We start from the raw sequence: 15449 nt of genomic DNA, 5'->3' as shown, positions 1-15449 counted from the left end.
AGACCCCCGGACCCGGACGACAGACCGACTCTCACCACTCCAGGATCGGCCAGCGATTGCGCTTCGCCTCGGCGTAGAGCCCGAGGTCTGGGTCGACGGCATGCGGGTGCCCGAGCAACGACAGCCAGGTGACGTCGGCTTGGCTGTCGCCGTAGCCGTGGGACGCCGCGAGGTCCAGTCCCTTTTCGGCGGCGTAGCGCAGCAGCCAGGCCGCCCGCGCCTCGTCGACCACCGGCGGGCCCCCGAGGTAGCCGGTCAGCTCGCCATCTGTCGATTCCAGCGGCGTCGCCACGATCTCGTCGAACAGGTCGGCGAGCGCCGCGACGAAGGGCGCCGGCACACCGGTCACGAGCACCGTCCGATGCCCGGCCGCCCGGTGCGCCTCGATTCGCTCGAGCGCCTCAGGACGCAGCGTCTTGCGTAGCCAACGGGCATACCGGCCGGAGACGGCGTCCGACAGTTCTTGGACGCCGATGCCCGCGTAGCGCCGGGCGAACGTGCGCAGGAAGGTGCTGCGGGCGCGACGATCTGCGCCCAGGTAGGCGGGTGAGTTCCAGGCGATGGACGCCGCTTGCAGGCCCTGGCCCAGCGGACCGCGGAGCGCCCCCTGCAGGGCCAGGAACTGCGTGACGACCGTGGCCGAGGAGACCGTGCCGTCCAGGTCGAAGACCGCCGCCGCGGTTGGCGTCACCTCGAGGTCCTCGACGCCTGCGCGGCGGGCGCGGTCGGCCTTCTTCTTGGCGGAGTAGTCCGAGGTGAGCTTGACCAGCTCCGGCAGATGGTGATCCGTGAAGTACGTCGGCCAGTTCACCGAGGCCACGTCGAAGGAGATCGGGGCGCGCTCCCCCAGCTCGGCGAGCAAGGCCCGCGTGTGCGCATCGTCGAACACCAGCTCGGTGCGCGTGTAGTTCTTGTACAGCTCGACGAACTTGCGCAGCGTCGTCAGGCCCGTGCGCTGCTTGTGCAGGGTGCCCGCCCAGCGGCGCGCATTGCGGCGCGGCACCACGGTCGCCACGCCCTCGGCCAGCCGGACGCCGGACTCCTGCAGGGCGATGATCGGCTCGACGAGGTGACCGCGGCGATAGGTCCAGCGGGGCACCTTGATCGGGCGACCCTTCTCGTCGGTCAGCGGGTTGACCGTGAAGTAGTCGTGGACGCTGTCGACCATCGTGTGGAACGGCAGCGGGTTCGTCGTGCCGGAGACCACCTGGTAGTAGGCGTCGGTGCCCGTGCGCTCGGTCAGGCCGAGGGCGAGCGCGACGATGACTCCCACCACCATGTCGACCGGGATGACGTCCAGCAACGAGTCCGGCAGCGCCGGGATCTCGGGCAGCATGCCGCGCGCGTAGGCCATGATCAGCGGATCAGCGACCTTGTAGCCGTCGATCCAGCCCGGGTAGGGCCACGACTGCGAGCTCTCGATGATGGACGGGCGAACGATCGACAGCCGATGACCTTGGCCCGCCCACTCGGTCTCGGCGACCCGCTCGGCCATCGCCTTGGTGAAGGTGTAGACGTCGGTCCAGCCGAGGGTCTGTGCGCGGAGGCGTCCGGCCTCGACCAGGCCGTCCTGCACGGACGCCCGACGCGCCTCTTCCGCTGCGGCGGCGACGGCGTTCGGGCCCTCCTTGCCGTGGACGAGAGCCGCACGGCGCAGGTGTCGCGCCAACGCGTCCGCGGAGCGCGAGGCGAGTTCTGCGTCGTTCCTGGACGCCGTGGCCCACGCTTGCTCGGAGCGCCAGTCGACGCGGTGCGCCAGCGGCCCCTCGGTGCGCAGGCCGCGCGCCGACCCGCCGACGTACGCGGTCGAGACGTGGACGACATGGGGGTCCTGGCCGGACGCCGCGAGGGCCCGATAGAGGCCCAACGCGCCGCCCACGTTGGTGTCGAAGGCTTCGTCGATCGCCAGGTCGAACGAGACGGCCGACGCGCAGTGCACGGCTGCGCTGAGGCGTCCGCCGTCGCGCAACTGGGCGACCGCTGCCGCGTCGGCGTCCAGGCCACTGAGGTCGGCGGGGATGACGGTGACCCTGCGCGCGAACTCGGCGCGTGCCGACCCGCCGCCCCGGGACTCGACGAACCGCGAGAAGGCCGGCTTGTCCAGCAATCCGGCGAGGCGCGCCGCGGCGTCCTCCCCCTTCTTGCCCCGGACGACGGCCACCACGTCAACGTCGGTGGACGTCTCGAGCAGGGCCAGGAGCACGGCCTGACCCACGAAGCCGGTGGCGCCGGTCAGTAGGATGCGGCGACGTTCGGGGGTGTCGGCAGGTGTCGAGCTGGACGGCACGCTGGCTCCCTTCGTGGAGGTTCGAGGTCGGCGTGTCTGAGCACCGAACGATCATTCGGTTACGGCACCGTAGTGTATCTTGCTCGCTCATGACCACCTCCTGCGTGACCGGCGGCACGTCCGGGATCGGCCTCGCCTTCGCCCGCGCGCTGGCGTCCCGAGGCGACGATCTGGTGCTGGTGGCCCGTGACGAGGCCCGCCTGCAGGCGGTCGCCGACGAGCTCGCCGCCGCCCACGGCGTCCAGGTTGAATGTTTGGTGGCGGACCTGGCGGAGCGTCCAGACGCGCAGCGCGTCGCCGATCGCGTCGGTGACTCGTCCCGGCCGGTCGATGTCTTGGTGAACAACGCGGGGTTCTCTGTCGGCGCCGGACTGCTGTCGTCCAGCATGGAGAAGCACGACCGCGCGGCCGAGGTGATGATGCGCACGGTGGTCCTGCTGCAGGGCGTCGCCGGACGCGCCATGCGGACCCGCGGACACGGAACCATCATCAACGTCGCCTCGATCGCAGGCTTCGTCACCCAGGGCCACTATTCGGCGATCAAGGCCTACGTCGTCACGCTCACCGAGTCGCTGGCGGTCGAGCTGCGCGGCTCGGGCGTCCGAGTATGCGCGCTGTGCCCCGGGTACGTCCGCACCGAGTTCCACGAGCGGGCGGGCATCAAGGGCAGCTCGATCCCCGGTCCGCTCTGGATGGACGCCGATCAGCTCGTCGCCGACTGCCTGCGCGATGTCGAGCGCGGCAAAGTGATCTCGGTGCCGCAGGCACGCTGGGGCTTCATCCACCGCGTGCTGCGCCACGCACCCCGTTCGCTCGTCCGCCGCCTGTCAGGCATGCTCAGTTCTGCCCGGCGCAACGAATCGGCTTGACCACCCAGGAAGGGACACGACCATGCCAGACGTGAAGCATCAAAAGTGGTGGGGCTGGGGCTACGACGGCATCCCGGACTTCCACTACGAGAACAAGCCCGGCTTCGCGCCCTTCGTGCTGGCCAACATCGGCCTGGATCTGGCCACGGCCAAGGTCGTGCGTCCGCCGGCCCTGTCGGAGCTCAACGTGCCCGCCACCAAGGCGTCCGTCGATGATGTCGCGGCGCTGGCCGCGATCGTCGGCGACGCGTTCGCCCTGACCGACGACGAGGCGCGCATCGTCCACTGGGCCGGACGCAGCGTGCGCGACCTGATCCGGACGCGCGCTGGCAACTTCAGCCGTGTCACGGACGTGGTGGTCTACCCCGGCAGCGAGGACGAGGTCCAGCGTGTGCTGGCGCTGGCGTCCGAACGCGACTTCGTCGTCATCCCGTTCGGCGGCGGCACGTCCATCTCGGGCTCGCTGCAGGCCGAGGACCACGAGACGCGCGTCGTCGTCACCGTCGACCTGGGCCGCATGAACCGCCTGCTCGACGTCGACACCCACTCGGGGCTGGCGCGCGTACAGGCCGGCATCCTGGGCCCGGACCTCGAGGACGCCCTGACCGCCCGCGGACTCACCATGGGCCACGTCCCGGACTCGTTCACCTACTCGACCCTCGGCGGCTGGGTAGCGACGCGCTCGTCCGGCATGCAGAGCGACAAGTACGGCGACATCGCCGACATCGTGAAGGGGCTGCACCTGGTGCGTCCGTCCGGCGTCGTCACGCTGCGCGACCTGCCGTCGACGTCGACGGGCCCGTCGGTGCGCGAGATGATCATCGGGTCGGAGGGACGCCTCGGCATCATCACCGAGGTCACCATCCAGGTGCACAAGCTGCCGGCCAAGCGCGAAGTCGTGGCCTACATGTTCCCGACCTGGGAGGCCGGGCTGTTGGCGATGCACGAGATCTCCCGCTCGGAGGCACACCCGGTCTTCACGCGTATCTCGGACGCCGACGAGACGCGCTTCTCGTTGTCGACGCTGAAGGCGCCCACCACGCCCCTGAAGAAGGTGGCGTCCTTCGGTCAGGAGCGGCTCTGGGACTACCTGCGGCTGCGCGGCTGGGACACCAACGCGATGTGCATCAGCTACTGCTGCTTTGAGGGCTCGGCCAAGCACAACGACCGCGAGAAGGACGTCGTCAAGGCGATCGTCGGTCGGCACGGGGGCATCGTGCTGGGCGGCGGCCCGGGAGCCATGTACGACCAGAAGAAGTTCGACACCCCCTACATCCGCGACTTCCTGCTCGACCGCAACACGGTGGGTGACGTGTCCGAGACGGCCGCGCCGTGGTCGAAGCTGGCCGAGGTGCACCGCAAGGCCAAGGCGGCCGCTCACGCGGCGCTGGAGCAACTGGGACGCAAGGGCTTCGTGATGTGCCACATGTCGCACAGCTACCACGCCGGCGCCTGCCTCTACTTCACGTTCGCGTTCGTGGCGGACGAGGGCATCGGGGCGCTCAGCCAATACGACGCCGTCAAGTCGGCGATTCAGCAGTCCTTCATGGACTCGGGCGCGACCCTGTCGCACCATCACGGCGTGGGCGTGGAGCACCGTCCATGGATGGAGCAGGACCTCTCCGAAGAGGGTGTCGCGCTGATGGCCGGGCTGTTCGCGTCGGCCGATCCGGGGAACCGGCTCAACCCGGACAAGGTGCTGCCCAGCCCGCGATAGGGATCGGATCAAATCGTTCGCCCGCTCGCCCATCGGCGGGCGGGCGAGCGCAATTCCTACTCGGACGCCTTCGCGGCGGCCTTGGCGGCCTTCTTGGTCTCGCGGACCTTCTGAAGGGACGCGTCGTCGACGACGTCTGCCACGCTGCGGAAGCCGTCGAGGGAGTAGTCCCCGGCGGCCTGGCGCCAACCCGTGGGCGCGATCCCCCACTGCTTGGCGAGCAGGGCGACCATGATCTTCGACTTCTGGTCGCCGAAGCCGGGCAGGCTGCTGATGCGCTTCTTCAGCTCGGCACCCGTCGGCGCGTCGAACAGACTCGCCGCCGAGCCGCCCCACTCGTCCACCAGGACGCGACACACCGATTGGATGCGCTGGGCCATCGACGCCGGGAAGCGGTGCACCGCGGGCGTCCGGGAGCAGAGCTCGGTGAACGCCTCCGGGTCCATTCCGGCGATCTCGGCGACGTCGAGGCGACCGAGCCGCTCGGCGATGATCGCCGGACCCTGGAAAGCCCGTTCCATGGGGAACTGTTGGTCCAACAGCATGCCCAGAAGCAAGGCGTTGGCGTCGGATGCGAGCAGCTCGTCGGCGGCGGCGTCCCCGGTCAGGTGCATGGTGCGGGTCATGCCCGCAGCTTACGTGGGAGCCTCGGCGGGCCGACATGAGATAATGGGCCCATGACCAATCCGTACCTGTCCGTCTCGTCCGAGGTGGCCGAGGCCGTCGCGTCCGGACGCCCCGTAGTCGCGCTCGAATCGACGATCTTCACCCACGGGCTGCCGCGGCCGCGCAACGTCGAGGTGGCGCTGGAGGGCGAGCAGATCGTCCGGGACGCCGGCGCAGTTCCGGCGACCATCGGCGTCCATCGTGGGACGCCGACCGTCGGCCTGTCCGCCGACCAGATCAACGACCTGGCCCACGACGACGCCGTCATCAAGGCCGGCATCCGCGAGCTGTCCATCGCCTCGGTCACCGGCGCCAGCGCTGGCACCACGATCGCCGCGACCGCCTTCCTGGCCCGGGCCGCGGGCATCGACGTGTTCGCCACGGGCGGCCTGGGCGGCGTCCACCATGGTGCGTCGGAGAACTTCGACGAGTCCGCCGACCTGTACGCGCTGGCCACCACGTCCGTCGTGCTGATCTCGTCGGGCGCCAAGGCGATCCTGGACATCGGGGCCACCCTGGAGCGCTTCGAGTCCCTGTCGGTGCCCGTCGTCGGCTACCGCACGAACTCGTACCCGGGCTTCTATGTGGTCGACTCGGGCTACACCGTCGGCGCGCGCGTCGAATCGCCCGAGCAAATCGCCCGGCTGCTGACCGTGCATCGCGGGCTCGGTGCCGCCGGAGGCGTCCTGGTGGCCAATCCCGTCCCGGCCGATCAACAACTCGATCCCCACGAGCTGGACGCCGTCATCCAGCGCGCGTGGTCGGACGCCGAACGCGACGGCGTCCACGGACAGCAACTGACGCCGTACCTGCTCGACTACATCCGCCGCGCCACCGACGGACGCAGCCTGGACGCCAACGTTGCCCTTTATCGCAACAACGTCGCCCTCGCCGCCCAGGTCGCCACCGCCCTGGTGGTCGGCGCCTGATGCTGGGCGTCATCGGCGACGTCGTCCAAGACGTCGTCGTCTGGCAGCGCGAGGAGCACCGCCCCGGTACCGACACGGCGTCCGACGTCTTCATGACCCGCGGCGGATCCGGCGCCAATGTGGCCGCCTTCGCGGCGTCCCGCTACCCAACGCGGTTCATCGGGTGCGTCGGCGACGACCTCGGCGGCTTCGTCCTGGGCCGCGAACTCACCGAGCGCGGCGTCGACGTTCGCCTGCAGACCCGCGGACGCACCGGCATGATCGTCGTCCTCATCGCCCCGGACGGCGAACGGACGATGTATCCCTCGCGCGGGGCGTCCGAACAACTCCAGACCATCGACCCGGACTGGCTCACGGGCCTTGATCTCGTCCACGTCACCGCCTACTCCTTCGCCTCCGGCAGCACGCCGGACGCCGTCGGCGCGGCCTTGCCCGTGGTGCGGGCCGCTGGCGGTCGGCTCAGCTTCGACGTCTCGTCCGTGGGACTGATCCAGCACTACGGCGTCGACCGCTTCCTGGGTCTGGTCGAGAGCCTCCGCCCCGACATCGTCACCGCGAACGCGGACGAGTCCGAGCTGCTCGGCCTCACCGCTCAGGGGCAGCCGGGGCCAGCACTCCCCCGCCTCGGCGGTGCAACGCTCCTTGCCAGGGCTGGCTCTGAGCCGACCCGCGTGTTCCGAGCCGGACGCCTCCTCGCCACGATCCCTGTCCCGCCCGTGGCTGTCGTCCGCGACCTGACCGGTGCCGGGGACGCCTTCAACGCGGGCTACCTCACCGATCTGCTCGCCCACGGCGACGACCCCGAGCGCAATGTGGCCGCGGCGCACGCGCTAGCCGCCCGCGTCATCGGCCGGGCCGGCGCGACGGAGAAGTAGCAGCCAAGAACGCCACGACGGACGCCCCAGCCGGGGCGTCCGTCGTTGATTTCAGGCGCTGATCAGAGGTTGATCATGTGCCCCGCGATGCCCTCCATGGCCTCCTTGATGGCCTCGGACAGCGTCGGGTGCGCATGGATCGTGCGGCCGACCTCTTCGGCCGTCAGGTCCCACTTCTGGGCCAGGACGATTTCGGGCAGCAGCTCGGTGACCTCGGGGCCGATCATGGCGACGCCGACGATCTCGTTGTACTTGGCGTCCGCGATGACCTTGACGAAGCCAACGCCCTCGCCGAGCCCCCACGCCTTGCCATTCGCCGAGAACGGGAACTTCGCCGTCTTGACGTCGTAGCCCTTGTCTTTCGCCTGCTGCTCGGAGTAGCCCATCGACGCGATCTGCGGCTGGCAGTAGGTCGCACGCGGGATCATGTCGTAGTCGATCGGCTCGGTCGGATGACCGGCGATGGTCTCGGCGGCGACCACGCCCATGGCCTCGGCGGTGTGCGCGAGCATCATCTTCGCGGTGCAGTCGCCGATGGCGTAGATGCCAGGGACGTTCGTCCGCATGTAGTCGTCGATCGCGATCGCGCCGCGCTCGGTGAGCGCCACGCCGGTGTTCTCGAGCCCGAAGCCCTGCGTGCGCGGCGCGAAGCCCATGGCCTGCAGCATCTTCTCGGCCTCGAGGACCTGCGGCTCGCCGCCCTTGGCGGGCTCCACCGTCACCCGGACGCCGCTGCCAGTGTCCTCGACGGTCTTGACCGCGGTGCCGGTGAGCACCGTGATGCCCAGCTTCTTGTAGGCGCGCGCCAGCTCCTTGGACACGTCGGCGTCCTCCAGCGGGACGATGCGGTCGAGATACTCGACGATCGTCACGTCGACGCCGTACGAGTTGAGCACGTAGGCGAACTCGGTGCCGATGGCGCCCGAGCCGCCGATGATGATGGACGCCGGCAGCGAATCGGCCAGGATCTGCTCCTTGTAGCTGACGACGTTGGCCGACAGCTGGGTGCCCGGCAGCAGCTTGACCGTCGCGCCGGCCGCGATGATGCAGTGATCGAACGTCACGTCGCTGGTCGAGCCGTCATCGGACGCCACCGCGATCGTCTTGGCGTCGCGGAACGTCCCCCAACCGTGGATCTCGGTGATCTTGTTCTTCTTCATCAGGAAATGGATGCCCTTGACCATGCGGTCGGACACCTCACGGCTGCGCGAGTAGGCCTTGCCGTAGTCATAGGTGAAGTCACCGGAGATGCCGAACATCTCGGCATCGTGGTTCAGGATGTTCACGATCTCCGCGTTGCGCAGGAGGGACTTCGTGGGAATGCAGCCCACGTTCAGGCAGACACCCCCCCAGTACTCCTTCTCGATGATGGCGGTCTTCAGACCCAGTTGGGCCGCCCGGATCGCGGCTACGTAGCCGCCCGGGCCAGCGCCGAGGACGACGACGTCGAAGTGAGAACTCATGGGTGTCACTCTAGCCACGCGGGCACCGGACGGGGTGAAGGTGTCCCTCGGGTAGACTCACGCAACGTGAGCGACACTCCCAGCAGCCTCGGCAGTCTGCTCCGCAACGTCCGGAACCAGCGCGGGCTGAGCAAGCAGAGCATCGCGCAGGCCCTCAATGTCGGCGTCCGAGCCATCGATCAGATCGAGATCGGCGAGCGAAATCCCGACCTCTCGTTGCTGAATCGGTATGCCAGCGCGCTGATGGATCCTGCCGACAACGGCAAGGTTCCGGCCGTCAACCTGAGCATCACCGGTCCCACGAAACTCAGCGGCTCGATCGTCGTGCGCTCCTCGAAGAACGCGGCCGTCGCGCTGCTGTGCGCATCGCTGCTCAACGAGGGCCGCACCGTCCTGCGCGGCATCGCCCGCATCGAAGAGGTGAACCGGATCCTGGAGGTGCTCGAGAGCATCGGCGTCCAGGCGACGTGGTCCGACGACCGAACCGAGCTGGAGCTGATCCGGCCCGTCGTGCTGGACCTGGAGTCCATGGACGTGGACGCCGCGCGGCGCACCCGCAGCGTGATCATGTTCCTCGGCCCGCTGCTGCACCTCTTCCCCGAGTTCCGGCTGCCGTACGCCGGCGGCTGTGACCTCGGGACGCGCACCGTCACGCCGCACCTTCAGGCCCTGCAGCGCTTCGGGCTTGAAGTGCACGCGACCGAGGGCTGGTACAAGGCGCAGGTCGCCGAGGTCGGCACCGGGCTCCGGACGATCACGCTCACCGAGCGCGGCGACACCGTCACCGAGAACGTCCTGATGGCCGCCGCCCTGTACCCGGGCACGACGATGATCCGCAACGCCTCCCCCAACTACATGGTTCAGGACGTCTGCTTCTTCCTTCAGCAGCTGGGCGTCACCGTCGAGGGCATCGGCACCACCACCCTGACGGTCACGGGACGCGAGCGCATCAACGCCGACGTCACGGCGTCCCCGTCGGAGGACCCCATCGAGGCCATGAGCTTGATCACGGCGGCGATCGTCACCGACTCCGAGTTGACGATCCAGCGGGCGCCGATCGAGTTCCTCGAGATCGAGCTCTCGGTGCTGGACGAGATGGGCCTCCGGTACACCCTGTCCCCCGAGTACGCGGCCGACAACGGTCACACCCGCCTGGTCGACATCACGATTCACCCCAGCAAGCTGCACGCGGCGTCCGACAAGATCCACCCGATGCCGTTCCCCGGGCTCAACATCGACAACCTGCCGTTCTTTGCCGTGATCGCGGCCATGGCTGAGGGACGCACCCTCATCCACGACTGGGTCTACGAGAATCGGGCGATCCACCTCGTCGAGCTCAACAAGCTCGGGGCCCACACGCAGCTGCTTGATCCGCACCGCCTGCTGGTACAGGGTCCGACCCGCTGGCGCAACCAAGACATCGTCTGCCCGCCCGCACTGCGCCCGGCGGTCTGCCTGCTGCTGGCCGCGCTGGCGGCGTCCGGGACGACGTTGCTACGCGACGTCTACGTCATCAACCGTGGCTACGAGGACCTGGCGAACCGGCTCAACAAGCTCGGCGCCAAGATTGAGACCTTCGTCGGCTGATCGGCCTCAGTCGGCTCAGTCGAGCCGGGTCACCGCGAAGTCGTGGCTCGGGCTGACGAACTCGTCCTGGGCGGCGACCAGCGCTAGCTCGCGGGTCCCGGCCTGGGTGGTCTTCTCCAACAGGCCAAACACGACGTCGGCCGTCGTCGCCAGGGCGTCCGGCACGCTCGCACCCCGCAGCGTCTCGGCGAGGAACACGGCCGACGTCACGTCGCCCGAGCCCGTGAACGACCGGTCGATGAGGGGCGTCGCCACGCGCCAGGCACCGTCCGCGCCAACTGCGAGCATGTGAATCTCGTCGGCTGGCGCGTCGGACGTCACCGCGGACGTGACCACCACGACACCCGGCCCACGCGCCGACAGCTCGCGGGCAGCCGCGATGATGTCGGCCGTCGTGGACGTCTCGCGTCCGACCAGGTAGTTCAACTCGAAGTGGTTCGGGATCAGGATGTCGGCGAACGGCACGACCTCGTCGCGCAGGAACTCGGGGATGCCGGGCAGGGCGTAGAAGCCGCGTTCGACATCGCCCATCACCGGATCGCAGCAGTACAGCGCCTTGGGGCTGCGCGCCTTGACGGTCCGGACCGACTCCAGGATGCGAGCTCCCATCGCCGGGGCGCCCTGGAAGCCGGACAGCACGGCGTCCACATCGGACAGGACGCCGAGGGCGTCCAGTCCGCCGACGACCGCCCCGACCTGGTCGGGCGTCAGCATCGGGCCGCTCGGCGGGCCGTAGACGGTGCTCGCCGCGAAATGGACGGTGTAGACGGGCAGCACCTCGCAGCCCATCCGCATCAGCGGGAAGGTGGCGGCGCTGTTGCCGACGTAGCCGTAGGCGACGGACGACTGGATGGAGACGATCTTGGTCACGAGGATGCATTCTGCCCTCCCCGACGGCGTGCCCCTAGTCTGTGGCCGTGCGCGCCCGCGACTTCTCCTACTTTCCGCCCGGCTTCTGCGCCCTGGCGCACCGGGGTGGCTGGGCCGCCGGCGAGGCCGCCGAGAACACGCTGGCGGCGTTCAGCGCGGCAGTCGAGATGGGCTACAGCCATCTCGAGACCGACGTCCACGTGACGTCTGACGGCGTGCTCGTCGCCTTCCACGACGACCTGCTGGATCGCGTGACGGACGCCTCGGGCCCGATCGCTCAGCTGCCGTGGAGTGAGGTCAGGGCCGCTCGCATCGGCGGCGTCGAGCCGATCCCCACCTTTGACGAGCTGCTGGACGCCTTCCCCACGACGCGCTTCAACATCGATCTCAAGGCCGACGGGGCGGTGGCCCCGCTGGCGGAGACGCTGGCACGGCACGGCGCGGAGCGGAGGGTGTGCGTGGGCTCGTTCAGTACCCGCCGGATTCGGCGGTTCCGCCGCCTGGCCGGACCTTCCGTCGCCACGTCCGTCGACCCCTTGGGCGTGATCTGGTACGCCTTCGCTGCCGGCGGACGCCGCGTAGTGGCTCCCCCGGGTCAGGCGTTGCAGGTGCCGGTGCGGGACGAGAAGACGGGCGTCCTCATCGTGAAACCGTCACTCATCACGGCCGCACACCGGGCCGGACGCGTCGTCCACGTCTGGACCGTCAACGACGCCTCCGAGATGCATCGCCTGATCGACCTGGGTGTCGACGGCCTGGTCAGCGACGACATCGTCCTGCTCAAGGACGTCCTCGTCGAGCGCGGCCTCTGGACGGGCGCCTGACGGAACAAACGGCGTCCCGGCGACGTTGGCCCCAGTAGTTCTCACGCTAGGAGTTGATCATGGCCGACAAGGCGCTCAGGGGACGCGGGCTTGGCTCGAAGAGCCTCGCCGACTCATCCGGGGTCGAACTAGCCGCCCGCCAGGACCTGGACTTCGACTGCCCCAACGGGCATCACTTCTCGCGCACCTTCGCCGAGGAAGCCGAGCTCCCGCTCGAGTGGGAATGCCCCCGCTGCGGCCAGACCGCGTTGCGCTCCGACGGCAGCCGGGCCGAGGCCAAGGAGGCGAAGCACCAGCGCACGCACTGGGACATGCTGCGGGAGCGCCGCTCGATCCCCGAGCTTGAGGAAATCCTCGCCGAGCGGCTTCAGGAGCTCCGCGGCCAGCAGTAACGCTGTCAGGGCTCGATCTCGCCCTTGATGACCTCGGTCTCGTTCGGACGCCGACGCGCCGCTTCGTCGGTGGCGGACGCGTCCGCGACGGACCCCTCCACCACCGAACCCCGATCGACGCGAGTGGCCAGCAAGTCGGCCTGATCCCGATACTTCCTGGTCAGCGAGCGGAAGAGGCCCACAACGCCGGCCTTCGCGACGCCGCGGGTCGGCGGCAGTAAGAACAGCGCGCCGACGGCGTCCGAGATGAAACCGGGCAGCATGATCAACAGCGCTCCGACCAGAACCAGGGCCGCGTCGGTCAGTGCAGCACCGCGTCGGTCCGGATCGGCCTGCGCGGCTCGCAACGACGCCCACGCTTTGGAGCCCTCGTGGCGAACCAGCCAGCCGCCCAGGAGCGCCTCCGCCACCAAGATGCCGACCAGAGGCAGGGCCCCGATCCGCTGACCGACCGCGGCCAGCACCGCGACTTCGGCGATCGCGAGGCAGCCGAGTCCGACCAGCACCCAGGTGGAGCGCCTCATGCCTTGTCTCGCCCCGTTCGCGTGAGGTCTTGTGCCGCGTGGACGCCCGTCCGCAGCACCGCCCGACCCAACGACACCGCATCGCCCACCGCCCGCTTCGCGACCGGCAGGGCCTTCGCGGCGGCGTCCCGGAGCTGCCCGCCGCGATGGTCGAGGCCGAGCAGGGTCGTGCGCTTGAGGGCCTCGACCACGACGTCGCCGCCGAGCTTCGACTGGCCGCGCTCACGCTCGATGAACTCGATCGGCTCCTCGACGATGCGGAAGCCCTTGCGATGCGCCCACCACGTCAGGTCGCGCTGAATGCCATAGCCGCCGGCATGGATGTCGTCGATGATCGCTTCGAGGGTGGCTCGCCTGAACAGGTTCAGCCCGCCGGTGATGTCCTTGACCGGGATGCCCAGCATGACGCGCGTGTAAACGCTGCCCGCGCGGGACAGCAGCTCCCTCGACTTCGGCCAGTTCACGACGCTGCCGCCCTTGACCCACCGCGAGCCCTTCACCATGTCGGCGGTCTTCAGCCTCTCGAGCAGGCGGGGCAGTTGCTCGGGCTGGTGCGAGCCGTCCGCATCGAACTCCACGAAGACGCCGTAATCACGCTCGAGACCCCACCGGAAGGACGCCAGGTAGGCGGCGCTCAGCCCCTCCTTGCCCTGGCGGTGCAGCACGTGAAGGTGATCGTCGGCGGCGGCCAGCTCGTCCGCGCGGCGTCCGGTGCCGTCCGGCGAGTTGTCGTCGGTCACCAGGATGTGAGCCTGTGGGACTGCAGCGCGCAGCCGGGACGTCACGATGTCGATGTTCTCGATTTCGTTGTACGTCGGGACGATCACCAAGATCGTGCCCAGCGACCAGTCGTCACCCATGTGTGCTGTCCCCTTCTTGTGGCTCGGATCGCGCCGCCATTCTGTCACCCGCGCGGACGCGTCCGGCGACGGCCCCTGCGACCGCGGCGGCTAGGGCCAACGCAACCGCCACCCACTCGAAGACCCAGCCGCCGAGCACGTACGGGGTGCGAGAGTCGGAGCGCACGAGGCTGACCACGCCGGACGCCGCGTCCTGCAGCGGGGCGCGCATGGTGATCTCGCCGCGCTCGCCGATCAGGCCCGTCAGCCCCCAGACGGTCACGACGAGGATCTGGCGGCCCAGCTCGGCGGCGCGCACCCGGGTGATCGCGAACTGCTGCTCGATCTGCGGGCTGCCCTGGAACATGGCGTTGTTGCTGCCCACGACCATGACCTCGGCGCCGTGGGTGACGGCGTCGGCCATCGTGTCGGCGAAGGCCACGTCGTAGCAGATCGCCACCCCGACCTTGAGCGGGTTGCCGGACGCGTCTTGGACGCTCAGCACCCCCGGCAGCGTGCCAGGGATGGCCTGATCGCCGATGACCTGAAGCGTCGGGATCAGGGGCAGCAGAACGTCACGGAACGGGATCCATTCGCCGAACGGCACGAGATTGCGCTTGTCGTAGCGGGCCCCGATGCCGGCGTTCGTCCACCACAGGTCCGTGGTCTGCCGCTCCCCCGGGCCGGGCCCGGTGGTCGGGACGCCGAGGAGCAGCGGGACGCCGGCGTCCGCCACCACGTCCGCGACGATCTTGTTGGTCGTCGGGTCCAGCAGCGGGTCGTTGTCGGTGCCGTTCTCGGGCCAGACGATGAAGGCGGGCTTCGCGACGCGTCCGGCGTCGGCATCCCCCAGCAAGACCCGCGTCTGGGCCGCGTGGCGGCGCGTGGTCTCCCCCGGCTCGCCCAGCCCGTAGAAGCCGCCCCCACCAGAACCGCCCTGCACCCAGCCCACGTCGATCGTGGGTCTGTTGGTGGGTGTCGTCGGGACGAGCGTGCCCAGAGCACCGAGGGCCAGGACGCTCACCGCCACGCCGGCCGCCATGAGGAACTCGCGCCTGCGGCGTCCGGACAGAGCCCAGACCGCCGTGTGCGCTACGAGCGCGACGGCGAAGCTGGCCAGCGCCGCCCCCGCCAGGGGGTAGAGGCCGGACAGCGGCGTGTCGACGACGGCGTAGCCGAGTCGAGTCCACGAGAAGCCGCCGAACGGGACGCGGGCCTGGAGCGCCTCGACCAGCACCCAGCAGCAGGCGGCTGCGAGCGGCGCCCACCTCAGCCGACGCACCAGCCACAACAAGCCGCCCAGGAGGGCGAAGAACAGCGCCTCGAGCAATGCCAGCCCGAGGTAGGAGCCGACCTCGATGAGGATCTGCCAGCGGATCGTGACGAGGTTGAACGCCAAGCCGTAGGCCAGGCCGAGGCCGAGGGCAGCCCGCAGACGCGGGGCCGCGCCGATGACGGCCGCTAGCACCCCCACCGCCACGAAGGCCGCCGGCCACCACGAGAACGGGGCGAAGGCGAGCGAGCCGACCAAACCCCCGCCGAGGGCGAACGGCAACAGGACCCACCCGGACGGCGCCCTCGTCGCTGGCTCGCTCTTCACGTCGGCA

The 15449-nt window shown here is 69.5% G+C and carries 14 protein-coding genes; 7 read left to right on the top strand and 7 right to left on the bottom strand.

The window, feature by feature from the left end; translation table 11 throughout:
* Window positions 1-31: 31 nt before the first annotated feature.
* Window positions 32-2287, bottom strand: a complete 2256-nt coding sequence (locus tag FN821_RS03000) for an HAD-IB family hydrolase (protein WP_131171068.1) — start codon at window positions 2285-2287, stop codon at window positions 32-34.
* 89 nt (window positions 2288-2376) lie between these two features.
* Here FN821_RS03000 and FN821_RS02995 point away from each other — a divergent pair, with 89 nt between their 5' ends.
* On the top strand, window positions 2377-3156 hold the full coding sequence (locus FN821_RS02995) for an SDR family NAD(P)-dependent oxidoreductase (RefSeq protein WP_131171067.1): 780 nt from the start codon (window positions 2377-2379) through the stop codon (window positions 3154-3156).
* A gap of 22 nt (window positions 3157-3178) precedes the next feature.
* Window positions 3179-4873, top strand: a complete 1695-nt coding sequence (locus FN821_RS02990) for an FAD-binding oxidoreductase (protein ID WP_131171066.1) — start codon at window positions 3179-3181, stop codon at window positions 4871-4873.
* Between the two features lie 56 nt (window positions 4874-4929).
* Here FN821_RS02990 and FN821_RS02985 read toward each other — a convergent pair whose 3' ends face one another.
* Window positions 4930-5499 carry an HhH-GPD-type base excision DNA repair protein gene (locus FN821_RS02985; RefSeq protein ID WP_131171065.1) on the bottom strand — a complete coding sequence of 190 codons (570 nt, stop codon included), beginning with the start codon at window positions 5497-5499 and terminating at the stop codon, window positions 4930-4932.
* A gap of 51 nt (window positions 5500-5550) precedes the next feature.
* Between FN821_RS02985 and FN821_RS02980 the strand changes: the two genes are divergently transcribed.
* A complete protein-coding gene (locus tag FN821_RS02980; protein WP_131171064.1) occupies window positions 5551-6468 on the top strand; it encodes a pseudouridine-5'-phosphate glycosidase in 918 nt (305 codons plus the stop codon).
* Window positions 6468-7343 (top strand): carbohydrate kinase family protein, encoded by an 876-nt coding sequence (locus tag FN821_RS02975; RefSeq protein ID WP_131171063.1) that lies wholly within the window; start codon window positions 6468-6470, stop codon window positions 7341-7343. The genes FN821_RS02980 and FN821_RS02975 overlap by 1 nt, the downstream gene beginning before the upstream one ends.
* 62 nt (window positions 7344-7405) lie before the next feature.
* Here the strand turns inward: FN821_RS02975 and lpdA are convergent, their stop codons facing one another.
* Window positions 7406-8806, bottom strand: a complete 1401-nt coding sequence (lpdA, locus tag FN821_RS02970; protein ID WP_131171062.1) for a dihydrolipoyl dehydrogenase — start codon at window positions 8804-8806, stop codon at window positions 7406-7408.
* A 66-nt stretch (window positions 8807-8872) separates the two neighbouring features.
* On the opposite strand from lpdA, the gene FN821_RS02965 reads away from it, so the two are divergent.
* Window positions 8873-10393, top strand: coding sequence for a helix-turn-helix domain-containing protein (locus FN821_RS02965; RefSeq protein ID WP_131171061.1), 1521 nt, complete (start codon window positions 8873-8875; stop codon window positions 10391-10393).
* A 15-nt stretch (window positions 10394-10408) separates the two neighbouring features.
* On the opposite strand, the gene pdxY is transcribed toward FN821_RS02965, so the two are convergent.
* A complete protein-coding gene (pdxY, locus tag FN821_RS02960; protein ID WP_131171060.1) occupies window positions 10409-11263 on the bottom strand; it encodes a pyridoxal kinase PdxY in 855 nt (284 codons plus the stop codon).
* Window positions 11264-11310: 47 nt separating this feature from the next.
* Here pdxY and FN821_RS02955 point away from each other — a divergent pair, with 47 nt between their 5' ends.
* A complete protein-coding gene (locus FN821_RS02955; protein ID WP_241660065.1) occupies window positions 11311-12087 on the top strand; it encodes a glycerophosphodiester phosphodiesterase family protein in 777 nt (258 codons plus the stop codon).
* 59 nt (window positions 12088-12146) lie between these two features.
* A complete protein-coding gene (locus tag FN821_RS02950) occupies window positions 12147-12479 on the top strand; it encodes an RNA polymerase-binding protein RbpA (RefSeq protein WP_131171059.1) in 333 nt (110 codons plus the stop codon).
* Between the two features lie 5 nt (window positions 12480-12484).
* Here the strand turns inward: FN821_RS02950 and FN821_RS02945 are convergent, their stop codons facing one another.
* The 3 genes from FN821_RS02945 to lnt are packed head-to-tail and all read right to left on the bottom strand — an operon-like array spanning window position 12485 to window position 15442.
* Complete coding sequence (locus tag FN821_RS02945; protein WP_131171058.1) at window positions 12485-13003, bottom strand: FxsA family protein; 519 nt, start codon at window positions 13001-13003, stop codon at window positions 12485-12487.
* Window positions 13000-13863, bottom strand: coding sequence for a polyprenol monophosphomannose synthase (locus FN821_RS02940; RefSeq protein WP_131171057.1), 864 nt, complete (start codon window positions 13861-13863; stop codon window positions 13000-13002). The genes FN821_RS02945 and FN821_RS02940 overlap by 4 nt, the downstream gene beginning before the upstream one ends.
* Window positions 13856-15442, bottom strand: coding sequence for an apolipoprotein N-acyltransferase (lnt, locus tag FN821_RS02935; protein ID WP_131171056.1), 1587 nt, complete (start codon window positions 15440-15442; stop codon window positions 13856-13858). Before lnt ends, FN821_RS02940 begins: the two co-directional genes overlap by 8 nt.
* Window positions 15443-15449 lie beyond the last annotated feature (7 nt).

It is taken from the genome of Propioniciclava tarda, assembly GCF_900182665.1.
Classification (GTDB): Bacteria; Actinomycetota; Actinomycetes; order Propionibacteriales; family Propionibacteriaceae; genus Propioniciclava; species Propioniciclava tarda.
Note: the sequence above shows the minus strand (reverse complement) of the source record. Positions and strands in the feature narration are given on the sequence as shown.